The organism is Polynucleobacter sp. AP-Elch-400A-B2 (assembly GCF_018688355.1).
Taxonomy (GTDB): Bacteria; Pseudomonadota; Gammaproteobacteria; order Burkholderiales; family Burkholderiaceae; genus Polynucleobacter.
In genome coordinates this window covers 1,647,926-1,671,873 of record NZ_CP061317.1, presented here as the reverse complement: position 1 = coordinate 1,671,873, position 23,948 = coordinate 1,647,926, and the positions used below count along the sequence as shown (strand labels likewise).

Below are 23,948 nucleotides of genomic sequence, written 5' to 3'. Positions count from 1 at the left end.
CGTAAATATGGAGCCATTAGCCAAGCTAAAAGTGATTGAGATGGGCCAGTTAATCGCTGGACCATTTGCCGCTAAAACGCTGGGAGATTTTGGTGCTGATGTCATCAAGATTGAGCCACCCAAAGTAGGGGATGCCTTGCGTAAATGGCGCTTGCTTAAAGATGGCACTTCAGTCTGGTGGCAGGTTCAGTCGCGCAATAAGCGCTCTCTCTCATTGGATTTAAAGCAAGCTGAAGCTCAAGAAATTGTTCGCACCTTAATCAAAGAAGCAGATGTTCTGATCGAGAATTTTCGACCGGGCACTTTAGAGGGTTGGGGACTTGATCCAGAGAAATTGCTTGAGCTCAATCCTAAGCTGATTGTTTTAAGAATTAGTGGTTATGGCCAAACTGGACCTTATCGAGATAAGCCGGGATTTGGTGTGGTTGCTGAGGCGATGGGCGGCTTGCGACATTTAACTGCTGAGCCAGGAAGAGTGCCAGTTCGTGTTGGTATTAGCATCGGCGATACCTTGGCATCATTGCATGGCGTGATTGGAATTTTATTGGCACTACAAGAGCGTCATCAGAGTGGCAAAGGCCAAATCATTGATATTGCCTTATATGAGGCGGTCTTCAATTGCATGGAAAGCTTGGTGCCTGAATACAGCGCTTTTGGAGAAGTACGGCAAGCAGGCGGTAGTGCCTTACCCGGCATTGCTCCGAGCAATGCCTACCTTTGCGTTGACGGCGGCTATGTATTAATTGCCGGTAATGGTGATAGCATCTTTAAGCGCCTGATGAATCTCGTTGGTCGAGCAGATTTAGCGAATGATCCGGCACTTGAAAATAATGATGGCAGGGTAGCGCGGGTTGCGGAGTTAGATCAGGCGATTGGTATTTGGGCTCAAACAATGACGACTGATCAGGCTCTACAGTTACTCGATTCAGTGGCGGTTCCTGCTGGGAAAATATATACCGTCGCTGATATCGTCAGCGACCCCCATTACAAAGCGCGTGGCAATATCGAAAGTATTCAGATGCATGACGGGACCAAATTAGATGTTCCAAGCGTGCTGCCAAAGCTTTCGCGTACCCCTGGATCAATTAAAACTCTGGCTCCGGATATTGGAGAAAATACAGATGAAATTTTACAAAGCATCGGTTTGACGGAGGCTCAAGTGGCATCCTTAAAAGAGCGCGGTATTGCCTTCACTAAATAATCAACAACTTAAGCAAACGATTCAATCTTATGACTAGAATTTATTTCAATGATGTGGTGACTAGGGATGGGTTCCAGATTGAACCCAATTTCATTCCTACTGATGACAAGATAAAGTTAGTAGATGAGCTTAGCCAGTGTGGATTCGCCAAGATTGAGGTGACCTCATTTACATCGCCTAAAGCTATTCCTATGCTGCGCGATGCAGAAGAAGTCATGGGTAGAATCACGCGCGTACCTGGGGTTGAATATACGGTCTTAGTGCCGAATTTACGCGGCGCTGAGCGTGCCTTTGAATCTCGTGCAGATGAATTTAATCTGGTGATGTCTGCTTCTGAAACTCATAATTTAGCTAATTTGCGAATGGGCCGAGAAAAAAGTTTTGCTGGATTGGCTGAAGTGATCCAGTATGTAGACGGTAGAACCCCCATCAATGTTTCACTATCCACTGCTTTTGGTTGCCCGATGGAAGGCGATGTACCGCAAAGCGTAGTAGAGAATTTGGTGCAACGCTTTGCAGACTTGGGTATACGTGGTGTCTCTATTTGCGATACCACCGGTATGGCACATCCTGCACAAGTGGCGACCATGGCAAATGATTTACAGAAGAAGTTTTCTGACCTGCAATTGACCTTCCATTTTCACAATACTCGTGGAATGGGCTTAGCCAACCTGCTAGCTGCTGTGCAGTCTGGGATTACTCGGTTTGATGGCTCTCTTGGTGGATTAGGGGGATGTCCTTACGCGCCAGGTGCTAGCGGCAATATTTCCAGTGAAGATGCTGTTCATATGCTCGATGCCATGGGATACGATACAGGCATTAATATCTCTAAATTAATCGATTTGGCACGTGAGTTGCCTTTGATTGTTGGACATCCCGTGCCGGGACAAGTTGCCAAGGCTGGTAGTAGCTGCACTTTACATCCAGCCCCAGCTTACGTGGCTGAATTGCGTTAATTTGCTTTGCTTAAATTGAAAGTTAGTTCAATGCGTACCTATTTTTCTCGGATCAACTTTTTGGCTCTGATTCTGCTAAGTCAAGTATCTATTGCTGGCTATAGTCAGGATTCGGGTAAGTATCCGAATCGCCCGATTACATTCATCGCCTCTTCTGCCCCAGGCGGTACGACAGATTTCACGGCCAGGGTCTTGGCTCTACCTCTTGGGGCTGCTTTAGGCCAAACGATTGTGGTTGAAAATAAAGCGGGAGCATCTGGTGCGATTGCTGCTGCTGCTGTTAAGAAAGCAGATCCTGATGGCTACACTTTATTGGTTCAGTATTCTGGCTACCATGTCATTACGCCGTTGGTTAGCAAAAATCCATTGCCATGGGAGCTTAAAGATTTCAAGTCTGTAGCAAATGTGATCTCAGCACCACAAATTGTAGTGATACGTGCAGACCTAGCATTTAAGACAATGAATGATCTGATCGCCTATGCAAAGGCAAATCCTGGTAAGTTAAATTATGCGTCCTCAGGCAATGGCTCATTGCAACATGTTACTGGGGCGATGTTAGAGCAGCAGGCCGGTATCAAAATGACCCATATTCCTTACAAAGGTACTGGGCCGGCATTAGCTGATTTATTGGGTGGCCAGGTTGATTTGACATTTGGAACGCCTCCTCCATTTATTCCTCACATCCAAACTGGCAAACTGCGTGCATTAGCAACAACAGGCAAGAAGCGTTTGCAAAGTTTGCCTGATGTCCCTACAGCCGCTGAAGCAGGATTACCAAAGCTAGACGCGACATCATGGTTCGCAGTTTTTGCTCCAGTCAACACACCTACAACTATTGTCAATCAACTAACAACTGAAATCGCTAAGGTGATGACCGAACCGGCATTCAAACAAAAAGCGTTGGAGATGGGTGCTGAGGCCGTCTATATGAATCCCAAGCAGTTAGATGAGTTTATTAAGACTGAAAATACCAGGTGGACTGCGGTGGTCAAAGCAGCCAAGATTGAAGCTGATTGAGGCAGTTGCATTAGATAATCGATCATAAAGACCGCCTCGTATACCTACCGCTAATAAGAGTGTATGCGTGGACTTTTATACCCGAATTTTATTGTCGATAGACCTCTAGTTATTAAGATGCAGAAATACTGGACTACTTATAAAGCCAATCGGTATTGAGTAATACGATTAAAACTCTTTCATGAGTCTGACAGCAAGTAAGCGCGTTTGAACATAGCCGTTTTTAATTTCTGTGTCACGTCCGTATTGCAAAGAAATTCTACCAATCGATGTGTGGGCTTGCCCACTTAATAAGAATCTTTGTGTATTGGTAACGTTATTCTGATAGTTGTTGTTAATTGATGTTGCACCACCAGCGACATAAAAGTAAGAGGCTGCTACGGTAAAGGTTTGATTGATACGGTAGATGGGGCCTAGCTGAGTGGTTGTCAGTGGCTTTTGAGTTAAGGATCCGTTAGTAGTTAAGTTGCATGCAGTAGCACATTGACTATTGCTGCCAAACCACATGGTGTCGACTGCAATCATGCCATCCACATTGGAGGTGATCGGTGTTTGAAAGCCCACCTGCAAGTCCGTGCGAAAGCGATTCTCACCCACATTAAAAGCTCGCTGACTGGAGTAGCTGCCAGTTGGACTAATGAGGTATCCCGCTAGGCCAAGATAGGTTCTGGTGACTCTGTTGTGATACGGCCATATTGCTGTTGCAATCGTGAGATCACCAATCCCAGTATCGCCTGCTTGACTTACTAGTGAGCCCCCTGGTTGAATAGATCCGTAGGGTAGCTGAATAAAGCTGACTGCTGGCAGGCTGCCTAGATCATACGTTCTGGTGCCACGAAAAATTGCGCTCTGAGTATCAATGATAGGGCTGCTCGATGCAGCGCTACCGTTTCGATAGAACGTGTTGTTCTCGGTATTCAGGTAGCTCACCGTGACGTAATTTTTATTGGGCAGTGGCGCAACAATATCGTTAGGTTGCAAATCTATCGCCCACGTTAGAAGTGGTTTAGTTAAGGCTAATAAGACTAGGGCGGTTCGAATGTAAATCATGGTGAGCGTATTGTAGGGTAACTCAACCGTATTGCTGTTGAAACTGAAGTGCAGTTTGGATGGTCTGAAAATGAATGTCCACGGTTGACTGAATTTCTCTGCCATATCCGCCCGCCATACTAAAGGCAATTGGAATCTGGCGATCTAAGCCATACTGAAAAACAGCCTCATCTCGCTGCCGCATTCCTGCTTGAGTCAGACTGAGCTTGCCTAAGCGATCTCCCTCATGGGGGTCGGCCCCAGCTAAGTAAATAATGCAATTGGGCTTAAAGCGTGTGTCTATTATTTCTAGACTTTGATGAAGCGCTGCTAAATAGATCGCATCTCCCGTTTCGTCTGGTAAGCCAACATCAAGATCGCTACGCTCTTTTGTAAAAGGGAAGTTATTTTCCCCATGTATAGATAAGGTAAATATAGAAGCATCATTTTCTAAAATAGCAGCAGTACCATTGCCCTGATGAACATCCAAATCGATGATGGCGATCTTTAGGTTTGGATTGATTTCTTTCTGAAGTGCTCGAGCGGCAATCGCAGAGTCATTAAAGACGCAAAATCCACTCCCTTTATTGCGGTAAGCATGATGCGTACCGCCAGCGAGATTGGCTGCTAAGCCCTCACTGAGTGCCACCTTCGCAGCGGCAAGGGTGGCACCAGCAGAGCGACGTGAGCGCTCCACCATGAGCTCGCTCCAAGGAAAGCCAATCTCTTGCTGCTCCTTAGGACTTAAATTACCTGAGAGGATTTTGATGAGATAACTGGGATCATGCGCATACAGAATCTGAGTATCAGAGACAGCGGGAGCCTCTACTAGCTCTAGCCCTACTAGCTTACTCACTAAATCACGCAGCCGGCTGTACTTTTCCATCGGAAAGCGGTGTCCCGGTGGAAGTGGTAAAACATAGTGGTCGGTATAAAAGGCTTTCAATGCGTTCCGGTCTTTTCTTAGCTCTTGAATGAGTTGAATAGTCTATTCGTTTTTAAATAGGTAAGTATGGCTCGAGCTGAAAAATTAAGTTTTAAAGGAAATAAATCATTCCTGCCTAGCAAGACTTGTGCGGTCTGCGCTAAAGAAATGACTTGGCGTAAGTCCTGGGCTAAAAATTGGGATGAAGTGAAGTACTGCTCCGATGCTTGCCGCTCTAAAAAAACAACTACAAATACCGTAGCTAGCACTAGTGGAAAGAATAAGTGACAGTCATCGTCTATTGGTTTCGAAATGATTTACGTTTGGCAGACAATCCTGCCTTTGCTCAGGCATGTTTGAAAGCTGACCAGCTCTTGCCGGTTTATGTGCACGATTCAAAAGAACAAGGGAAGGTTTATGGCTTTGAGCGACAAGGACCGTATCGGCAGACTTTTTTAAGGGCATCCTTAGATGATTTAAAGGCTCAGCTTCAAGCTCAAGGGTCAGACCTATTGGAATTGTCCGGCGAGTCAGCAGAGGTATTACTGCAGCTAGTCAAAAGTACTGCTGCAATCGCAATCTATTGCGAGCAAATCGAAGCCCCTGAAGAGATTGAGCAAGTCAGAATAATGCAGGAGCAGGGTGTTGATGTTGAAGAGTTTTGGCAATCGAGTATGCTAGATCCACAAGCCTTTCCATTCTCCTTGGAAAAAATGCCCGATGTATTTACGGCATTTCGGCGTGATGTAGAGCGGGCACAACTCAAGTTCGCTCGGCCCATCAATGCGCCTAAGCAGATTCCGATGTTGCCGGCAGCCTTGCCTCAGAGTTCAATGCCATTCTGTAGCCCTCAATCTGATGCTCACCCTTTCTTTTTAGGAGGTGCTACTGCCGCACAAGTACACCTCAGTCAATATTTAGAGCGACGCCTTCCTGATAGTTATAAGGAGACGCGGAATCAACTCATTGGGAGAGATTACTCCAGTAAGTTTTCAGCATGGTTGGCTTTAGGTTGCATTTCAGCACGGGATATCGCAGCGCAAATCAACGAGTATGAAAATCACTTTGGCGCCAACGATGGGACCTATTGGCTTTGGTTTGAATTACTTTGGCGTGACTACTTCCGTTTTATTCATTTTAAGTATGGTCAGAAGTTGTATCGCGCCAGTGGTTTAACTGGTGTACCCGTAAAACCATCGTATGCAGCCAGTTTTGAACAATGGCGTACGGGCACCACGGGCACTGTTTTAGTTGATGCAGGTATGCGCGAGTTGCAGCAGAGTGGTTATCTATCGAACCGTATGCGTCAGATTGTGGCTAGTTACTGGATATACGATATGAAAGGTGATTGGCGCGCAGGCGCAGCGTGGTTTGAGTCTCAGCTAATTGATTATGACGTCTATAGCAATCAAGGAAATTGGCTTTATATTGCCGGGCGCGGAACGGATCCTAGGGGTGGTAGACCTTTTAATGTAGCCAAGCAAACTCAAGACCACGATCCAAAAGAAATCTACCGCAAACTTTGGCTCTCACCCCAATAGGGTTTAAAACTGCTCTACCACTGCATATTGTTCTAGTACTTCTAGCGAGACTTTCTTCAAAGCTTTGATGTGCGTGCTCTCTAGCTTAATCCTAGGCGCACAGTTGGCTTCTAAGGCCTCGATCCAGCGGTTCAAACAAAGACACCACTGATCTCCAGCAATCAGTCCTGGGAACTGATATTCAGGACGCGGGGTAATGAGATCGTTGCCACGTTTGAGGCTAAATTGCAGAAAGTCATTGCTCACAATCGCGCAGACTAAGTGACTACCAAGATCTTGTTCATTAGTCTTGCAGCAACCATCCCTAAAAAATCCAGTGAGTGGATCAAACGAGCAGGCAACCAAGGGTTGACCTAAAACATTGAGGGGTAGATCAGTAGACATGAATGTTCTTTAAGTGGTGATGTATGGACGATTGATAGATTGATGCATCAAGCTAAGGGCTAGGGTAGAGCTTATGGGACAAAGCTTGACCAGATGAATTTACTTTTACCAAAACCATATCCCCTGAATTAACAACCTTGCCGGTAAAGGATTGGATATTGACATGGTGGGTTACCATGATGATGGGTGCTTTAGGATATTTGATACGCTCATCCTGAATCAGCTTGGCTAAATCATCAGTTTGTTTTTTGGCCTGACTCATATCATCGAAAAAAGAACCCAATGCTGCCTCCTTGGTAACGGCACCCTTATTCAGAAGAATTGCCGTATCAAAGCAACGACACCAAGGACTGCTATAGACCTGTGCTTTGCTAATGCCCTGCTTAGCTAGCCATTCACCAGTCAGCTGAGCCTGGCGATTACCTGCTTCACCCAGATTGCGTTGGGTGGAGCACTGAGTTAATTGATAGCCTCTAGGATCTCCATACCCTGGTGCATCGGCATGCCGCATGAGTAAAACGTGCCGACCATCTTGCATTGCGCTGGCCAACTCAGTTTGGGCGAGAGCAGTACCTTGAGCACCAATGAGGGTCGTTAGAACAACAAGTAGTGGAGGTAAAAATTTCATCATCATGATTGGGTTACCAAGGCAACTTTTCTCCTGAATAACTCAGAAAACTACCTGAATCAGTTTTTTGAAGTGAGAGTAATACCGCAAGCATATCGCTTGCAGCATCTAAAGCAGGTCTACCTATTTGCTCGCCTTTAAAAGGCTTAGATAAACGCGAGTTTACCGTTCCCGGATGCAAGGCTACTAAGGCCGTATTGGGTTTAGTTCTGGCAAATTCAATTGAGGCTGTTTTGATCAGCATATTTAGGGCTGCTTTAGAAGCGCGATAGCTAAACCAGCCACCCAATCGATTGTCCTCAATGCTACCTACTTTAGCGGAAAGGGTTGCCATAACGGACCCCGCTGGGTCGAGTAATTTGGAGAAATACTTGATTGTCAATCCAGGGCCAATGGCATTGGTCTGCATCAACATCTGTAGCTGTTCGGCGTTGAGATCATCTAATTTCTTTTCAGGCATCCAGTGCTCAGAATGTAATACACCAATCGTATTAATGATGAGCTGAAAAGGACCCTTCTGAATAAGACTAGCTGCAGCAGATTCAATCGTGGTGAGATCTTGGTAATTGATTGGCTGCGCCGAGTTGCGATTTAGGCCCCAAACAAGCTCGCAATTAGGGGAGGCCTCTAATAACTCCATAAACGCTGTTCCTATGCTTCCAGAGGATCCAATAATCAAAGCACGAAAGGGTTGCGGAACTAGTGGCATAAATAAAGAGGCTCAAATGTTGGGTGAAGGCTGGCTCAGCTAGTTTATTGAATAAGTCTTAAACTTGCTTGATGGGCACCAAGATAACTCAAGCACTCTCCGCTGCCGATCTCTCACGGGTGATCGAGATGGCATGGGAAGATCGCACACCATTTGATGCTATTGAGCAACATTTTGGACTATCCGAGCCTCAAGTGATTGCGCTGATGCGCAAAGAGCTCAAGAGAGGCTCATTCAATTTATGGCGTCAGCGGGTAACCGGTAGGGCAACTAAGCATGTTGCTTTAAGAAGTAAGTTGGTAACCCGTGCCTATTGCTCGATGCAGTACAAGCAGAAGTAACAGTCATGAAGAAACTCACCATGTTCTACGATGGCCTTTGTCCTCTATGTCAGGCAGAGATTCTGTTTTTGTCTGGCCGTAATCAAGCAGGTTTACTCAGCTTTGTAGATGTCAACTCAAATCATTACAGCGCTGATAAGGTCGGTGTATCTTGCCAACAGGCCTTAGATTCGATGTACGCTCAGTATGACGATGGTGAGTTGATTAATGGTGTAGATGTTTTCTCGGCCGCGTATGCGAGAGCGAATTTACCGAAGTTGGCTTGGTTGTTTTCTCGACCAAGCCTGCGCCCTATATTGACCATGGCGTATCGTTTTTTTGCTAAGAACCGACATACCATTTCAGGTCTATTTGGACCATCTGCTTTATGGTTGGTGAATGCAACTCGTAAACATAAATAAAGGGGCGATGATGAAAATAATTTCACAAGGTAGTGCCGTCCTATGGCTGTCTTTGGCCCTGCTGAGTAGTCCTGTATCGGCCAAGAGCTTGGCGCACATTGAGAACGTCATTAATCAAGTGCAGCCTCAGGGTACTGGTCGCCTAAACTTTTGGGGTTTTCATGTTTACGACGCAACTCTATATCGCCCTGCGGGCAAGGATTCTGCAGAATTTGCCTTGGATATTAAATATCAAAAATCATTTTCTGGGGCGGCCATTGCAAGCCGTACTGCTGATGAAATGAAGAGCATTGGTGTATCTGAAGCGCAGTCCGCCATTTGGGGAAAAGAGCTTGCTGCAGTTTTGCCCAATATAGAGCCTGGACAAACACTCACTGGAGTCTACTCACCAAAACAAGGCACCACCTTTTTTTATGACGGCAAGAAAATTGCCCAATTTCCGGGGGCAGATTTTTCAAAGGCATTTTTCGGGATTTGGCTTGATTCCAAAACGAGCGTACCCAAGTTGAGATCTGAATTACTGGGCAATGGATGCCCACCCCCACTAATCACTGGAGCCTGCTAATGTCTAAGATCTATTTCGTTAAAAAGTATCTAGCTATTTATTTGATTGCATTTGGCCTATTAGGTTGCTCCTCACCTTCAGTCAATCAATATGCACAAGAGACACCCAAGCTTGATCTAAGTGAATACTTCAACGGCACGATTGATGCGTATGGCATCTTTACCGATCGTAGTGGTGAAGTTAAAAAACGCTTCTCCGTTTTATTGGTTGCTAAATGGTCAGTTGTGAATGGTAAAAAGACGGGTATTTTGGATGAGAGCTTTGAGTATTCCGATGGCACGAAGCAAAAGCGCATTTGGACTTTGGTTGAAACGGCTCCAGGCAAATACATTGGTACTGCAGATGATGTCATCGGCGAAGCTTTGGGAGAATCTGCTGGCAATGCATTGAACTGGGCTTACACATTGGCGCTGCCTGTAGACAATTCCATCTACCATGTGCAATTTAATGACTGGATGTATTTAGTCACACCTAAGGTAATGATTAATAAGGCGCAAATGAGCAAATTTGGTATCAATCTGGGTGAAGTGACTCTCAGTTTTTACAAGCGCTAAGTAGTCCTCTGATGTTGCGCGCTTTATACCCAGTATTTAGTATCTCTTCGAAAGATTAGAATTGAAAAAGCTTGTTCTCATTCTGGGTGACCAGCTTGATATCGATAGCCCGATATTAAAAAACCTGAATCCTAAGACTGAGCAAGTCGTCATGATTGAGTCTATCGATGAGGCTCAGTATGTTTGGTCGCATAAGGCCAAAATCGTTTTGTTCTTATCGGCGATGCGGCATTTTGCCGAGCAACTAAAAGAGCGGAGTTTGCCACTAATCTATATTGAGCAGTCTCCGCAGTCAATTGGCGATACGCTACGAGAAATAATTACCAAGAAAAAATTTACACACTTGGTATGTCTTGAGCCTGGAGAGTATCGACTCAAGTGCGAAATAGAGAATTTGGCATCTGAATTAAACATCGATTTAGAACTGCAAGAAGATCCCCATTTTTATTGTTCACGTCATGAGTTTGAAAATTGGGTTGCTGGTAAGAAAGAATTGCGTTTGGAGTATTTCTACCGACTGATGCGTAAGACCCACAACATCTTGGTTAATAAAGAGGGTAATCCTGAGGGTGGGCAGTGGAACTTTGATCGAGATAATCGTAAGCCGTTTCCAAAAAAAGGACCTGGCTTAATTCCGCCGCCGGAGTTATTTGAGCCCGATGACATTACTCAAGAAGTAATTGCACTGGTTGAGAAAAAATTTCCCAAACATCCTGGATCCCTGGAGCACTTTCAGTGGCCAGTCACACGCGCACAGGCTTTGCAGGCACTTAAAGGGTTTGTAGAGCATCGCTTAGTGACCTTTGGTATTCATGAAGATGCGATGTGGACGGATACACCTTTTGGTTGGCACTCCTTACTCTCCAGTTCAATGAATTTAAAGTTGCTCAATCCCAGAGAGGTGATTGCTGCTGTCCTCAAGGCATGGAAGAAAGACGATTTAGATCTTGCTACGGTAGAGGGATTTATTCGTCAAATCCTAGGTTGGCGAGAATTTGTACGGGGCATGTACTACCTTGATATGCCGCAAATGGCGCTTGATAATTTTTACGATCACCAGAATGCATTGCCTTCCTGGTATTGGACTGGCAACACCAAGATGAAGTGTATGCAGCAAGCAATAGGCCAAACGCTGGAGTATGGATATGCCCACCATATTCAACGCCTGATGGTGACAGGCAACTTTGCATTGCTCGCAGAAATCTTGCCAAAAGAGGTTTGTGATTGGTATTTGGCGGTTTATGTTGATGCGATTGAATGGGTAGAGTTACCCAATACAGCGGGCATGGCCTTATTTGCCAGTGGCGGCCGCTTTACTAGCAAACCTTATATTGCCAGTGGCGCCTATATTAAGAGAATGAGTAACTATTGCGGCTCCTGCCAATACAAGCCCGATATTCGATTTGGAGAGGGTGCCTGCCCGATGACTACCCTTTATTGGAACTTCCTTATCAAGCATCGCACCCAATTTGAGGCAAGCCCCCGTACCCGCCTGATGACAGCCAATCTATCCCGAATTAGTGAAGAAGATCAGCAGGCCATCCAACTTCATGCCAAAGGCCTTTTAGGGGATTTAAACTCCCTGTAAGAGTCTTGCCTTATTTATAGCTGGAAAAAACGCATTTTGTGAATTTGTGTCACACTTTCACCATATAAATCAGCAGGTTAAAAAGTTATGAGAATTGAAGATACTGATCCAGCACGGCATGCTGGCATTGAATATCCCATGGAAGTGGGTGCGCCTGTATTTGCACCGATTAAGGTCTTAGAAGAAAAAGATAAGGCGGTCAATGTCGCCCGCCAAAACGCCAAGCTAGAATACGATCGTATCATGGAGCAGGCTGAAGTATTGATGAAGCAGGCACGCTCTCTTCAGGCTCGTTTGGATGCCACAGAAATGGTCCATAGTGCCAAATTTAGTTTTAACCCCCTCCATGGAAAAACCTACCATCTCTACTTTGATAGCCGTATTGGCACTAATGTATTGATTCAAAATGGGCCTGATCAATGGAGTTGCGGCATTCCTGATGCTTGGACCTACTCGATGGCAGTCAAAAAGCTTGGGGATAGTACCTGGGCTATCGTTGAGGAGGAAGAGGCCGTCTCCTCCACGCTTGCAGTAAGATAATTTTTTTATAAAAATAATAAGGTGACTTGTGACAACTGCTCGAATTGTTAGTCTTTCAGAACTCGGCAATGCCGATGTGATTCAATTAATCGATAAAGAGCTTCCGGCTCCAGGTAAAGGTGAAGTGCAACTTCGTCAAACCGCTATTGGTTTTAACTTTATTGATGTGTACCAGCGCTCTGGTGTTTATCCCTTGGAACTACCAACGGGTTTAGGTCACGAGGCGGTCGGTGTTGTTGAGGCGCTTGGTGAGGGTGTTACTCGATTCAAGATAGGCGATCGTGTGACGTACATGAACGCCGGTATCGGTGCTTATGCCAGTGCGCGCAATGTTGCAGTCGATAAATTGGTTTCAGTACCAGATAATGTATCTGATGAAGTTGTTGCTGCTGTGTTTTTCAAAGCAATGACTGCCCAGTACTTGGTTCAAAAAACCTACAAGGTAAAGTCTGGAGACGTCGTCTTAGTTCACGCTGCTGCTGGTGGTGTAGGCCAAATCCTATCGGGATGGGCAAAATCTTTGGGTGCCTTTGTAGTGGGCACAGTAGGGTCTGAAGCCAAGTTTGCCGCTGCAAAAGAAGCAGGCTGTGATGCTGTGGTGGACTACTCAAAACCAAATTGGGTCGAAGAGTTTATGAAGGCAACAGGCGGCCGTAAAGCAAATGTAGTGTATGACTCAGTTGCTAAGACTACTTTCTTGGGCTCACTCGATTGTGCTGCACCATTTGGCATGGTGGCTTTGTTTGGTGCCGCCTCTGGACCTGCTCCAGAGATTCAGCCGGAGATTCTCAATAAGAAGGGTTGCCTCTTCTTAACAAGGCCTTCCGTATTCCCGCACAACGCTACTCCCGAGTTGCTTCAGGAAAATGCTCGCGCAGTATTTGATGCGATTGCTCAAGGCCGTGTGAAAGTGCAGATTGGCGCCAAGTTTAAGCTTGAGCAGGCAGTTGATGCTCATAAAGCTGCAGAAGGTAGAAAAGTTTCGGGCGCGATCGTCATTACCCCATAAAAGAAATGCTGAGTCATGAGAACCCCGCTACGGCGGGGTTTTTTATTGGAGACATGCAATATCTATAAATTGATGCAGTGCCATATAAACTCAGTTCCCAAAACCAATTCCACTTTCTCGGCTATAGTTTCATAAGATAAATCGTAAAAACTCGGAGGCAGTAATGCGTAAATATATTTTGTTGGACTCTTTTCTAGCTGGGATTGCTACTGCATTCTTACTGGCTTCCCCAGTATCTGCCCAAGCTCAAGCGCCTGGTAAATCTGGTATGCAGCCCGCAGCCGAAGTTCTGTGGTTAGGGCAGGCTGGATTTCGCATCAAAACTTCGGGCGGCAAGACAATCTTGATCGACCCATGGATTACTGGCGGTCCTAAAACCCCCGCTATTTATAAGAACGATTTGAATGCTATCGGCCCAATTGATTTGTTATTGGTAACGCATGCCCACGTCGACCATATTGGCGATGCACCTGCGCTTGCAAAAATGAATAACACCAAGTTATATGGACCTGCAGATATGGTGACCCCGTTAATTACTTTGGGAATATTGCCTGCCGATCTTGGTCATCGCTTCAACAAAACTGGCCGTGTTACACCATTGCCTGGCATCAAGGTTACAGCAGTACAGGCTGAGCACTCCTCCTTGCTGGTATGGAAAAATCCAGCAACTGAAAAGATGGAGTCTCACCCAGCAGGCGAGGCGATGGGTTACATCATTGAGCTTGAGAATGGCTTAAAAATTTGGCACATGGGTGATACGGGACTTTTTGGCGATATGAAATTTATCGGCGAGCATTACAAGCCGGATTTGGTAATGATTCCTATTGGTGGTAATTTCACTATGGCGCCAGATGATGCTGCTTATGCCTTGCGTACCTGGGTAAAGCCAAAAATGGTGATACCAATGCATTACAACTCCAACCCATTGACAAAGGGTACCTTGGCGGAATTCCAAGAGGCCATGAAGGGAAGTGCAATTAAGATTATTCCGATGACTGAGGGGCAGACAGTTCAGTTCTAAGTATGGGAATGCACTGTTAATTAGAAATTTTATGGGTTTTATTTCGCCTGAAGTCAGGATGCAACTTGCGCCTAATGGCATTCTGTCTGCTGCAGTGTATTTAGGTAATTTCTTACTAGTAACTGGCCGCTCATCTTCTGGCGAACCTATTGGTATCGCGCCTGATATCTGCCGAGCGATTGCAAAACGCTTGGGCGTAGAGTTAAGTTTGCAGGGCTTCAATACGCAAGATGAGGTCGTCGAGGCCGCTGTCAGCGGAAGATGTGGCATCTGCTTATTGGGCTCTGATCCCATGCGCGCTCAGAAGGTCACTTTTACTCCTGCTTATGTCGAGTTAGAGGCTTGCTATTTAGTGCCTGCCAACTCCCCCATCACTGAGTTGTCACAGGTAGATCAGCCAGGAGTGAGGATTGCATCTTTTTACAAAAGCGCTTATGACCTTTGGTTACAGCGTCATCTTAAACATGCTAGCTTAGTGCATGCTGATAGCGTGAAAGCCAGCAATGAATTGTTTGTCAGTGAGAAATTAGATGCTTTGGCAGGCTTGAAAACTGGCCTAGTTGCTGCTGCTCAAGATATCCCTGGCTCCAGAATTCTGGATGGTCAATTTACTGGAATACAACAGGCGATTGCCACACAAAAAACTCACCTAGAGTCGATTGAGTTTTTGAATGCTTGTGTAGAGGAATTCATTAGATCTGGCTTGGTGGCTGATCTCATTCGTCAATATCAGGTAGAGGGTCTATCTGTTGCACCACTGCCTTAAATAACCTCAGAAAAATAATATGCAAAAGTTACTCACAGCCCTTATTTTGGGCTCAAGTTTATTTACTCAAGTTGCGATTGCTCAAGTAGCCACTTATCCAAATCATCAAATTAAAATCATCTCTCCATTTGCTACCGGTGGTATCGCAGACGGCTTTTCACGAATCATTGCCCAGGGATTAAGCGAGGCTTTTGGGCAGCCAGTGATAGTAGAAAATAAAACGGGTGGTGGAGGCAATATCGGGGCTGATTTTGTGGCTAAATCACCGGCAGATGGCTACACCTTGATTATGGGCAGTATTGGTACGCATGCAGTAAACCCTTACTTAGTAAAGAGCATGCCCTATGACCCCTTCAAGGATTTTGTACCAGTAGCTTTTGTGCTGGATGCCGAAGGTTTGTTAGCGGTGAATCCTAGCGTCCCGGTAAAAAATGTCAGTGAACTCATTAGCTATATCAAAGCTAACCCAGGAAAAGTATCTTATGGGTCGGGTGGCATCGGTACCGCTAGTCATTTGGCGGGAGAGGTTTTTATTCTCACCGCAAAGGTTGATATGACGCATATTCCTTACAAAGGAAATGCATTGGCGATTACCGATTTGATTGGCGGCCAAACTCAATTAATGTTCGCGACGATGCCTACAATTCTGCCTTATGTGAAGAGTGATAAATTACGTGGCTTAGCGGTAACAGGTGCCACCAGAGATCCTTCGATGCCGGATTTGCCGAGTATGAGTGAGACACTACCGGGATTCGATGTCAAAAATTGGATTGGATTATTTGCTCCCGCAGGCACTCCCCCTGCAATTGTGAAGAAGCTCAATGCTGAAGTGGGAAAAATTATGCAACAGCCAGCCGTGCAGAAAAAGCTGGAGTCAGAAGGGGCAAAGTATTACGCCATGTCACCCGAAGCTTTTGGAGTGTTTCAGAAGAAAGAATCAGCCCGCTGGGGCAAGATTATTAAAAGTGCCGGCATTAAGCCCGAATAGTGCCAAGATTCAAGTGAGGGGCGCTTCCCCCTCACTCCGCATATAATTGTGTAAGCGATTGAATTAAAAGAAATTTATTCTTTAAATACTGTTTTAGGTGGTTTGACAGTCCCGAGTGGGTCTTAGACAATGCCTGAGGTGGTTTTATTCAAGCCATTGCTTCCAATGACAACGACCATTTCCTCCTTCCCAATATCTGTAACCGCAGCCCTCGAGGCTCAGAAAATCACTTGCGTGCGCGGTGATAGGGAGCTTTTCTCAGGCATTGATCTACAGTTATTTGCTGGACAGTGTCTCCATATTCGTGGTGAGAATGGCGTTGGTAAAACAAGCCTCTTGCGCTTACTCACTGGCTTGGCTGCTCCTGAGTCTGGCGAGATACTTTGGTGTGGCCATCCTATTAAAAAACAGGCATCGGAATATCACAGCAAGTTATTATTTTTAGGTCATCGCGATGCACTGAAAGAAGACCTCAGTGCGATTGAAAATTTGCGTATGTATGCAGCGATCGATGGCATTGCGCTCTCTGAGCAAGATGCGTTTGCTAGCTTATGGCGATTTGGCCTGAAGGGGCGCGAAGACCTGCCTGTCAATTGTTTATCAGCCGGACAGAAAAAACGTGTTTTGATGGCGCGCATGCTAACGCGACGGGCGCAAGTCTGGATTTTGGATGAACCCTTTAATGCCTTAGACACCCATGCCGTGGGAGAGTTACAAGATTTGATTGTCGAGCATCTTCAGGGTAATGGCTTGGTCCTACTGACAAGTCATCAGACCTTGACTATTTCCGGTCTGCGAGTATTGGATCTATGAACGCCTTTATTGCCATTATTCATCGCGATCTATTGTTAGTGATGCGTCGCAAGAGCGAGGTCCTTACTGCCTTATTCTTCTTTGTCATTGTGACGAGCTTATTTCCATTGGGGATTGGTGCTGATACTGCCTTGCTGAGAAAGATTGCGCCTGGCGTGATTTGGGTTGCGGCCTTACTCTCAACCTTGCTGGGTTTGCAGCGGATGTTTGCAGCGGATTATGCAGACGGCACCCTAGAGCAACTGGTCTTGTCCCCGAATTCATTTACTGCCTTAGTGTTTGGTAAGATCGTCGCCCATTGGCTGGTGTGTGGCCTACCCTTGGTTTTATTGGCGCCGGTGATCGGTATTCAGTTTGACTTAGATGCCCAGTCTTTAAAAGTGCTGATGGCAGCCTTATTGCTCGGAACACCTGTTTTATCATTGCTTGGCTCGGTTGGGGCGGCCCTCACTCTTGGGGTGAGGGGTGGTAGCGTATTGATGAGCCTGCTGATCTTGCCGCTCTATATTCCGGTGTTAATCTTTGGGGCAGGTGCCGTATACGCTAGCAGTGTAGGACTGGATATCACGGGGCATTTTTCACTGTTAGGCGCTTTATTGATTTTGGCATTAGCATTTGTACCTTGGGTTAGTGCGAGCGCTGTAAAGATTGCTATCGAATGAGTAATGTAAACAATTTATCTTCTAGTCACGTAATGAGCTGGTTCAAATTCTCGAGTCCGAGTGCTTTTTATCCACTGGCTGGAAAAATGATTCCTTGGTTCTGGGTGCTCACCATTATTTTTGGAGTTGCCGGCTTGTGGGTGAGTTTCTTTGTGGCGCCAGTAGATGCAGTCCAAGGTCAGGGATACCGCATTATTTTTGTTCATGTGCCCGTATCGTGGATGTCCATGTTCATCTATGTGGTGATGGCTGCATGGGCGGGATTAGGTCTGATATTGAATACTCGTCTATCAGCCATGATGGCTCAGGCTCTGGCCCCGATTGGTGCCTGGATGGCTTTCTTATCCCTGTGGACTGGTGCATTTTGGGGCAAGCCGATGTGGGGCGCTTGGTGGGTATGGGATGCGCGCTTAACTTCGGAATTAATCCTACTGTTTTTGTATCTCGGTTTTATCGCCCTGCAGGCCTCGATTGATAATGTCCGCCGTGCCGATAAAGCGGGCGCGATCCTCGCCTTGGTAGGCGTGGTGAATGTACCTATTATTTATTTTTCAGTGAAATGGTGGAATACCTTGCATCAAGGCGCCTCCGTTTCGCTAACTAAAGCACCAGCCATGGCTCAGACCATGCTTTGGGGGATGTTCTTAATGGCTTTATGCTTATGGATGTACTCAATTGCAGTAGGGTTAATGCGTGTGCGCGCCATCATTTTGGAGCGCGAGGCTCATACTGATTGGGTTAGGCAATTAAATGAGGTAAAGCAGTAATGTGGAATAGTTCGGCTGAATTCTTTGCCATGGGTGGTTATGCCCTCTATGTATGGTGCAGCTTTGGTGCCTGTGCTTTGGTGTTCTTATTAGAGCCCCTGGCTGTTCGAGCGCGCCATAAGACCATCGTACGCAGACTGCAACGTGAAGTTTTAGCGGAGCAGTTTGATCAAAAAGGTAGCAAGTGAAACCAAGATATAAGCGAGCTGCCATTATTGTTGGCGCACTGATTGTCATCAGTATTGCAGCAGTATTAATTTTGAATGCCCTCAATAGCAATATTGCGCTGTATGTCACCCCGAGTGAGGTGGCTGCTGGTAAGTCACCAGCTGGTCAAGTCTTCCGCATTGGTGGCATGGTCAAGGATGGATCGGTTAAGCGAGATGGTTTAACAGTGAACTTTGTCATTACTGATATGGTGAAAGATATTTCGGTGGCCTACACTGGCATTCTTCCGGATTTGTTTAAAGAGGGTAAGGGCGCAGTCATTCAAGGTCGCCTTGATCCAAGTGGAAAATTCGTTGCGAGTGAAGTATTGGCTAAGCACGATGAAAACTATATGCCTCCAGAGGCTAAGCATGCTTTAGAGCAAGCTCAAAAAAATGGAAATAAATAATGATTCCTGAGTTTGGGCATTACGCACTCATACTGGCCCTATGTGTCGCCATTATTCAAGGGACACTTCCGTTGGTCGGTGCACATCAAAGCCGCCGTGAATGGATTTTGTTGGCGAGGCCGGCTGCGCAAACCACTTTCCTATTGCTTGCTATCGCGTTTGTGATTTTGGCATGGAGTTTTTACTCGAATGATTTTTCTGTTCTTTATGTGGCAGAGCATTCCAATTCGCAAATGCCCGTCATTTACCGCTTAGGTGCTGTATGGGGTGGTCATGAGGGTTCCTTGTTACTCTGGATCTTCTTATTGTCTACCTGGACTTTTTTAGTGGCGCAGCTTTCTAAAGCGCTAGATGAATTTATGGTGGCGCGTGTAATCGGCGTATTGGGTTTGGTGACCACCGGTCTATTATTGTTTGTGCTCGCCACCTCCAATCCCTTTGAAAGGCTGCTGCCAGCCGCTCAGGATGGACGATCTTTAAATCCACTCCTACAAGATCCAGGTTTAGTGTTTCATCCGCCAATGTTATATATGGGATATGTTGGCTTCTCAGTAGCGTTTGCATTTGCTATTGCTTCTTTATTATCCGGCCGTCTAGATGCTGCTTGGGCGCGCTGGTCACGTCCATGGACAACGGCTGCTTGGATATTTCTGACTCTCGGTATTGCACTGGGTTCTTGGTGGGCTTATTACGAACTCGGTTGGGGTGGCTGGTGGTTCTGGGATCCCGTGGAGAACGCATCATTCATCCCTTGGCTGGTTGGTACCGCCTTGCTTCATTCGCTTGCGGTCACCGAAAAGCGTGGGGGCTTTAAGAGTTGGACGGTGTTGCTAGCCATTACTGCTTTCTCACTATCACTTTTGGGAACCTTCTTAGTTCGATCTGGGGTGCTCACTTCAGTACATGCATTCGCAACTGACCCTACGCGTGGCGTCTTTATTTTGATTTTCCTGGTTCTGGTGGTGGGCTCTTCTTTAACGCTTTACGCTTGGCGCGCTCCCAAAAGTACCCTTGGCGGTAAGTTCAGCCTAACATCGCGTGAAACCTTTATCTTGCTTGGCAACGTTTTCTTAGTAGTGTCTGCTGCATCAGTACTCTTAGGCACTCTTTACCCTTTGCTGATTGATGCGCTACATTTAGGCAAGATCTCAGTAGGGCCTCCATATTTCAATAGCGTCTTTGTGCCCATCATGATCCCTTTATTAGTGCTGATGGGGGTTGGGCCTTGGACAAGCTGGAAGAACTCTAATCTCCTAGATGTGATTAAGCGCTTGTGGATTGCTGCCCTAGTCGCAGTGATTGCTGCAGCTTTAATTTCGTTTGCGATGGGTGCATTTACTTGGCTCAGTAGCCTTGGTTTCTTACTGGCTTTCTGGGTGATTACTTCTGGCGTACTACAAATTATTCGCCAAGCAAAAGCAGGCAAACCAACACGTTCATTTATTGGTATGCAGGTAGCGCATTTGGGGATAGCAGTCTTTACGATTGGTGTCACCATGGTGGGTGCCTATCAAGAGGAGAAAGATGTGCGTATGCTCGCTGGTGAAAGTGTGAGTGTCGGCGGCTACGACATTCAGCTTCAGGGTGTAAGACCTGTTCCTGGACCGAATTATAAAGCGATGCAAGGTACTTTCTTATTAACTCGCAATGGGAAGCTGGAAGCGACGATGTACCCAGAAAAGCGTAATTATTTTTCATCAACGATGCCTATGACTGAGGCGGCGATTGATGCGAGTCTTACTAGAGATATCTATATTTCATTGGGCGAAGAGTTGGATGACAAAGCCTGGGCAGTCCGAGTGTATTACAAACCTTTTGTTGATTGGATTTGGGGCGGTTGTGTATTGATGGCTCTAGGTGGTTTGCTGGCGATGTCCGATAAGCGCTATCGCATGAAGTTGAAGAAGGTAGCAGCATGAAAGCCAAGTTTTTAATCCCACTGATTTTGTTTGTCATTTTGGTTGGATTTTTAGCGGTAGGTTTAAATCGTGATCCACAGGAAATACCGTCGCCACTAATTGGTAAGCAGGCGCCTGCCTTTGAAGTGCCTCAACTGGCAGATCCTCAAAAAATATTTTCACCAGAGAGTATGAAAGGTAAGCCTTGGATTTTGAATGTCTGGGCTTCTTGGTGTGTTGCTTGCCGTGAGGAGCACCCCGTTCTTGTTGAGCTGGGTAAATTGCAAGTGGCACCAATTATTGGATTGGATTACAAAGATAAGCGTGACGACGCAATAGCCATGCTTGCTCGTCAAGGCAATCCGTATCTATTATCAGCTTTTGATGCCAATGGCCGAGTAGGTATTGATTATGGTGTCTATGGCGTTCCAGAGACCTACGTAATTGACAAAGCTGGTGTTATTCGGTTTAAACATATAGGACCGATCACGATGGAATTACTTCGTAAGAAGATCATTCCTTTATTAGATGAGCTCAAATAATGTTGAGAAAGACGCTTCAATCCCTCTTGCTTACTTTTACCGTGTTGTGCTCTATCGGTGCAACCGCTAAGGATGCAGTCCCGTTAGCTGATGACCCGGTCACCGAGCAGCGTCTTATTGTGATTTCAGAAGAAATGCGCTGCTTAGTTTGTCAGAATGAATCCCTTGCCGGCTCACGCTCTGATTTAGCAAATGACTTGCGCCGAGAAATTCGCATCCTGATTAATGAGGGTAAGACAGACGAGCAAATTCGGAATTTTATGGTGGAGCGTTATGGCGACTTCGTCCTATATCGCCCGCCTGTGAAGCCAATCACCTGGCTCTTATGGATAGGCCCTTTTGTAATTTTGCTCGCAGGAATTATTGGCTTGCTGGTATATCTGCGTCGCAGAAATCAGGCTATGCCCAGTACCACGCTTTCTGAAGAAGATAATCATCGCATTGATGCGCTACTTCAGAATGCCAAGTCCAGTTCAATAGAAAAATAACATGACTAGTTTTGTAATCTCCGCTCTTCTTTTGTTGATCCTAGTCTTGGTGCTGTTATTACGCCCATTATTTTTTCCTGCAAAAGAATCCTCAACCTCGCGTCGTCAGATGAATGCAGCTATCTACCGAGAAGAGCTTGATAAGCTCGAGGCTGATCGTATGGCGGGTACTGTAGATAGCCATAGCTATGAGCAGACTCATGCAGAAATGCGTCAGCGGCTTTTTCAGGATACGGATGAAGCCGATGATCATGCAGTACTGGGCTCTCCTAAAAAAACTATTATTGGGATTTGTCTTTTTGTGGCAACACTCTCGGCGGGTTTCTATTTCTACCTTGGTGATGCTGCTCAGATTGCCCAAAAGAGCGCTGAGAAGCCGATGACTCAAGAGTCGGTTGAAAAGATGGTTGACGAGTTTGCCGCTAAGATGGATAAAGAGCCTGACAATCTCAAGGGTTGGGCTATGCTAGCTCGCTCCTATCGGATTTTGGGTCGCAATACTGAGGCTGCAAATGCCTATGCTCGTGCCGGCTCTTTTGTTGATTCGGACCCGCAATTATTGGCTGATTATGCTGATGTATTGGCGGCTAATGCAAATGGTAATTTTGCTGGTAAGCCACAGCAACTCATTAATAAGGCATTAGCCCAAGACCCAAATAATTTATTAGCTCTTTGGCTTTCTGGAACTGCTGCTTTTAATGTGCAGAATTATAAGGCTGCAGTGCAGTCTTGGGAGAGGCTGGCAAAGCAATTGCCCGCCGAGTCCGAAGAGGCGCGTGCAATCGCAGCTTCTATTGCAGAGGCGCGTAGCAAGGGTGGCCTTGCGCCGGCTAGTAAGCCAGTCATTAGCAATCAAGGTGTAGGCGTAACTGGGCAAGTAGAGATTGCGCCAGAACTGAAGTCTAAAATTAAACCAGGTGATGTTTTGATGGTGATCGCCCGTAAGCCAGGTGAGCGTATGCCAGTGGCTGTTCTCAAAACCCCGGTTACTGCATTCCCAATCAACTTTGTTTTGAATGATGATTTGGCAATGAGTCCCAATGCATTGATTTCTCAAATGTTTGAAGTGTCAGTTGAGGTGCGCATTTCTAAAACAGGAATGGCAATGCCAGAATCTGGCGATTTGATATCTGAGCCGCAAACAATCAAGGTGGGTACTGCTAATGCCCGCCTCATCATTGGACAGATTAGGCCTTAATTAGCCCCGACCAACAAATGGCATATTACTTGCCATGATAGTCATCGACAGAATATTGCTCTCTAAAGGCAGTTGAGCCATCTGCAGGACGGCTTGCCCAACATGATCCACATCCATGAGTGGCTCAACCTTTTTTGAGCCATCTGGTTGCAAAATGCCGGCAGCCATAGGGATGGTCATTTCAGTACCGGCATTACCGATATCGATCTGACCGCAGGTAATGTTAAAAGGACGACCATCTAATGCAATAGATTTGGTTAATCCAGTCATAGCATGTTTAGTGGCGGTGTATGGGGCAGACATCGGGCGGGGCGCATGTGCTGAGATCGAGCCATTATTAATAATCCGGCCACCTTGCGGAGACTGAGCCTTCATCATGCGGATAGCCTCTTGAGCGCATAGGAAAGCGCCGCAGAGATTGGCATTAACTACATTCATCCACTGTTCGTAGCTCAGCTCTTCCATGGGGATGGCTGGCGCTCCCATGCCGGCATTATTAAAGAGTACGTCAATGCGTCCAAACTGTTTTTGGATTTCTGCAAATAATTTCTTTACTTGCTCTGGTTTGCCGACATCACAGCTCACTGCGAGGCAGTTTTGACTGTTCCCACCAATATCATGAATGGCTAAATTGAGCTTCTCCAGATTTCTACCGGTCAGAACAACCCTGAATCCACCTCGCAACAGTGCCTTTGCTGCAGCTTTTCCGATCCCCGTTCCAGCGCCTGTGACCAGGGCTACTTTGTTGGCGGCTGAATTCATGATTGTCCTAATGGTCCCTTAAAACCCCCATCTTATCTC

At 46.1% G+C, this 23,948-nt stretch carries 30 protein-coding genes; 24 read left to right on the top strand and 6 right to left on the bottom strand.

All coding sequences use genetic code 11. The features are described from left to right. Positions 1-7: 7 nt before the first annotated feature. From FD977_RS08685 to FD977_RS08675, 3 genes are read left to right on the top strand one after another with little or no spacing between them, the layout of a single operon-like run. A complete protein-coding gene (locus FD977_RS08685) occupies positions 8-1,201 on the top strand; it encodes a CaiB/BaiF CoA-transferase family protein (RefSeq protein WP_215305018.1) in 1,194 nt (397 codons plus the stop codon). A 29-nt stretch (positions 1,202-1,230) separates the two neighbouring features. Continuing rightward, complete coding sequence (locus FD977_RS08680; RefSeq protein WP_215305016.1) at positions 1,231-2,157, top strand: hydroxymethylglutaryl-CoA lyase; 927 nt, start codon at positions 1,231-1,233, stop codon at positions 2,155-2,157. Positions 2,158-2,187: 30 nt separating this feature from the next. Beyond that, positions 2,188-3,174 carry a tripartite tricarboxylate transporter substrate binding protein gene (locus FD977_RS08675; protein ID WP_215305015.1) on the top strand — a complete coding sequence of 329 codons (987 nt, stop codon included), beginning with the start codon at positions 2,188-2,190 and terminating at the stop codon, positions 3,172-3,174. Between the two features lie 168 nt (positions 3,175-3,342). Here FD977_RS08675 and FD977_RS08670 read toward each other — a convergent pair whose 3' ends face one another. Both FD977_RS08670 and FD977_RS08665 read right to left on the bottom strand, forming a co-directional pair. Beyond that, on the bottom strand, positions 3,343-4,224 hold the full coding sequence (locus FD977_RS08670; RefSeq protein ID WP_215305014.1) for a transporter: 882 nt from the start codon (positions 4,222-4,224) through the stop codon (positions 3,343-3,345). A gap of 22 nt (positions 4,225-4,246) precedes the next feature. Further along, positions 4,247-5,149: a histone deacetylase gene (locus FD977_RS08665; protein WP_215305013.1), complete on the bottom strand. Its 903-nt coding sequence runs from the start codon at positions 5,147-5,149 to the stop codon at positions 4,247-4,249. 66 nt (positions 5,150-5,215) lie between these two features. Between FD977_RS08665 and FD977_RS08660 the strand changes: the two genes are divergently transcribed. Both FD977_RS08660 and FD977_RS08655 read left to right on the top strand, forming a co-directional pair. Next, positions 5,216-5,416 carry a DUF2256 domain-containing protein gene (locus FD977_RS08660; RefSeq protein WP_215305012.1) on the top strand — a complete coding sequence of 67 codons (201 nt, stop codon included), beginning with the start codon at positions 5,216-5,218 and terminating at the stop codon, positions 5,414-5,416. After that, positions 5,413-6,669: a DASH family cryptochrome gene (locus FD977_RS08655; RefSeq protein ID WP_215305011.1), complete on the top strand. Its 1,257-nt coding sequence runs from the start codon at positions 5,413-5,415 to the stop codon at positions 6,667-6,669. Before FD977_RS08660 ends, FD977_RS08655 begins: the two co-directional genes overlap by 4 nt. 3 nt (positions 6,670-6,672) lie before the next feature. Here the strand turns inward: FD977_RS08655 and FD977_RS08650 are convergent, their stop codons facing one another. From FD977_RS08650 to FD977_RS08640, 3 genes are read right to left on the bottom strand one after another with little or no spacing between them, the layout of a single operon-like run. Next, positions 6,673-7,053 carry a DUF2237 family protein gene (locus FD977_RS08650; RefSeq protein ID WP_215305010.1) on the bottom strand — a complete coding sequence of 127 codons (381 nt, stop codon included), beginning with the start codon at positions 7,051-7,053 and terminating at the stop codon, positions 6,673-6,675. Between the two features lie 52 nt (positions 7,054-7,105). Continuing rightward, on the bottom strand, positions 7,106-7,687 hold the full coding sequence (locus FD977_RS08645) for a histidine phosphatase family protein (protein WP_251369471.1): 582 nt from the start codon (positions 7,685-7,687) through the stop codon (positions 7,106-7,108). A gap of 7 nt (positions 7,688-7,694) precedes the next feature. Further along, entirely contained in the window at positions 7,695-8,390 is a 696-nt protein-coding gene (locus FD977_RS08640) for an SDR family NAD(P)-dependent oxidoreductase (RefSeq protein WP_215305009.1), read from the bottom strand. Positions 8,391-8,461: 71 nt separating this feature from the next. Between FD977_RS08640 and FD977_RS08635 the strand changes: the two genes are divergently transcribed. The 19 genes from FD977_RS08635 (at position 8,462) to ccmI (ending at position 23,147) form a co-directional block, all read left to right on the top strand. Beyond that, positions 8,462-8,731 carry a TIGR03643 family protein gene (locus tag FD977_RS08635; protein WP_215305008.1) on the top strand — a complete coding sequence of 90 codons (270 nt, stop codon included), beginning with the start codon at positions 8,462-8,464 and terminating at the stop codon, positions 8,729-8,731. Between the two features lie 5 nt (positions 8,732-8,736). Next, entirely contained in the window at positions 8,737-9,132 is a 396-nt protein-coding gene (locus tag FD977_RS08630) for a thiol-disulfide oxidoreductase DCC family protein (RefSeq protein ID WP_215305007.1), read from the top strand. Between the two features lie 7 nt (positions 9,133-9,139). Continuing rightward, a complete protein-coding gene (locus FD977_RS08625; RefSeq protein WP_251369470.1) occupies positions 9,140-9,697 on the top strand; it encodes a chalcone isomerase family protein in 558 nt (185 codons plus the stop codon). Beyond that, on the top strand, positions 9,697-10,251 hold the full coding sequence (locus FD977_RS08620; RefSeq protein WP_215305006.1) for a DUF3833 domain-containing protein: 555 nt from the start codon (positions 9,697-9,699) through the stop codon (positions 10,249-10,251). The genes FD977_RS08625 and FD977_RS08620 overlap by 1 nt, the downstream gene beginning before the upstream one ends. A gap of 61 nt (positions 10,252-10,312) precedes the next feature. Beyond that, on the top strand, positions 10,313-11,839 hold the full coding sequence (locus tag FD977_RS08615) for a cryptochrome/photolyase family protein (RefSeq protein WP_215305005.1): 1,527 nt from the start codon (positions 10,313-10,315) through the stop codon (positions 11,837-11,839). Between the two features lie 87 nt (positions 11,840-11,926). Further along, positions 11,927-12,379, top strand: a complete 453-nt coding sequence (locus FD977_RS08610) for a DUF2452 domain-containing protein (protein ID WP_215305003.1) — start codon at positions 11,927-11,929, stop codon at positions 12,377-12,379. 28 nt (positions 12,380-12,407) lie between these two features. Then, entirely contained in the window at positions 12,408-13,388 is a 981-nt protein-coding gene (locus FD977_RS08605) for a quinone oxidoreductase (protein ID WP_215305001.1), read from the top strand. A gap of 163 nt (positions 13,389-13,551) precedes the next feature. Continuing rightward, on the top strand, positions 13,552-14,409 hold the full coding sequence (locus FD977_RS08600; RefSeq protein WP_215304999.1) for a metal-dependent hydrolase: 858 nt from the start codon (positions 13,552-13,554) through the stop codon (positions 14,407-14,409). A 58-nt stretch (positions 14,410-14,467) separates the two neighbouring features. Next, the gene (locus tag FD977_RS08595; protein ID WP_215304997.1) at positions 14,468-15,175 is read left to right on the top strand and encodes a transporter substrate-binding domain-containing protein; all 708 of its coding nucleotides are present in this window, start codon (positions 14,468-14,470) and stop codon (positions 15,173-15,175) included. 19 nt (positions 15,176-15,194) lie between these two features. Then, the gene (locus FD977_RS08590) at positions 15,195-16,163 is read left to right on the top strand and encodes a tripartite tricarboxylate transporter substrate binding protein (RefSeq protein ID WP_215304995.1); all 969 of its coding nucleotides are present in this window, start codon (positions 15,195-15,197) and stop codon (positions 16,161-16,163) included. A 165-nt stretch (positions 16,164-16,328) separates the two neighbouring features. Continuing rightward, positions 16,329-16,976 carry a cytochrome c biogenesis heme-transporting ATPase CcmA gene (ccmA, locus tag FD977_RS08585; RefSeq protein WP_215304993.1) on the top strand — a complete coding sequence of 216 codons (648 nt, stop codon included), beginning with the start codon at positions 16,329-16,331 and terminating at the stop codon, positions 16,974-16,976. Further along, positions 16,973-17,638: a heme exporter protein CcmB gene (gene ccmB / locus FD977_RS08580; RefSeq protein ID WP_215304991.1), complete on the top strand. Its 666-nt coding sequence runs from the start codon at positions 16,973-16,975 to the stop codon at positions 17,636-17,638. Before ccmA ends, ccmB begins: the two co-directional genes overlap by 4 nt. Next, on the top strand, positions 17,635-18,405 hold the full coding sequence (gene ccmC, locus FD977_RS08575; protein ID WP_215304989.1) for a heme ABC transporter permease CcmC: 771 nt from the start codon (positions 17,635-17,637) through the stop codon (positions 18,403-18,405). Before ccmB ends, ccmC begins: the two co-directional genes overlap by 4 nt. Next, complete coding sequence (gene ccmD / locus FD977_RS08570) at positions 18,405-18,593, top strand: heme exporter protein CcmD (RefSeq protein WP_215304987.1); 189 nt, start codon at positions 18,405-18,407, stop codon at positions 18,591-18,593. The genes ccmC and ccmD overlap by 1 nt, the downstream gene beginning before the upstream one ends. Beyond that, the gene (ccmE, locus tag FD977_RS08565) at positions 18,590-19,021 is read left to right on the top strand and encodes a cytochrome c maturation protein CcmE (protein ID WP_215304985.1); all 432 of its coding nucleotides are present in this window, start codon (positions 18,590-18,592) and stop codon (positions 19,019-19,021) included. Before ccmD ends, ccmE begins: the two co-directional genes overlap by 4 nt. Continuing rightward, the gene (locus FD977_RS08560) at positions 19,021-20,940 is read left to right on the top strand and encodes a heme lyase CcmF/NrfE family subunit (RefSeq protein ID WP_215304983.1); all 1,920 of its coding nucleotides are present in this window, start codon (positions 19,021-19,023) and stop codon (positions 20,938-20,940) included. Before ccmE ends, FD977_RS08560 begins: the two co-directional genes overlap by 1 nt. Continuing rightward, positions 20,937-21,461 carry a DsbE family thiol:disulfide interchange protein gene (locus FD977_RS08555; protein WP_215304981.1) on the top strand — a complete coding sequence of 175 codons (525 nt, stop codon included), beginning with the start codon at positions 20,937-20,939 and terminating at the stop codon, positions 21,459-21,461. The genes FD977_RS08560 and FD977_RS08555 overlap by 4 nt, the downstream gene beginning before the upstream one ends. Then, on the top strand, positions 21,461-21,949 hold the full coding sequence (locus FD977_RS08550) for a cytochrome c-type biogenesis protein (protein ID WP_215304979.1): 489 nt from the start codon (positions 21,461-21,463) through the stop codon (positions 21,947-21,949). The genes FD977_RS08555 and FD977_RS08550 overlap by 1 nt, the downstream gene beginning before the upstream one ends. Before the next feature lies 1 nt (position 21,950). Further along, a complete protein-coding gene (gene ccmI, locus FD977_RS08545; RefSeq protein WP_215304977.1) occupies positions 21,951-23,147 on the top strand; it encodes a c-type cytochrome biogenesis protein CcmI in 1,197 nt (398 codons plus the stop codon). Here the strand turns inward: ccmI and FD977_RS08540 are convergent, their stop codons facing one another. After that, the gene (locus tag FD977_RS08540; protein WP_215304975.1) at positions 23,148-23,909 is read right to left on the bottom strand and encodes an SDR family oxidoreductase; all 762 of its coding nucleotides are present in this window, start codon (positions 23,907-23,909) and stop codon (positions 23,148-23,150) included. Positions 23,910-23,948 lie beyond the last annotated feature (39 nt).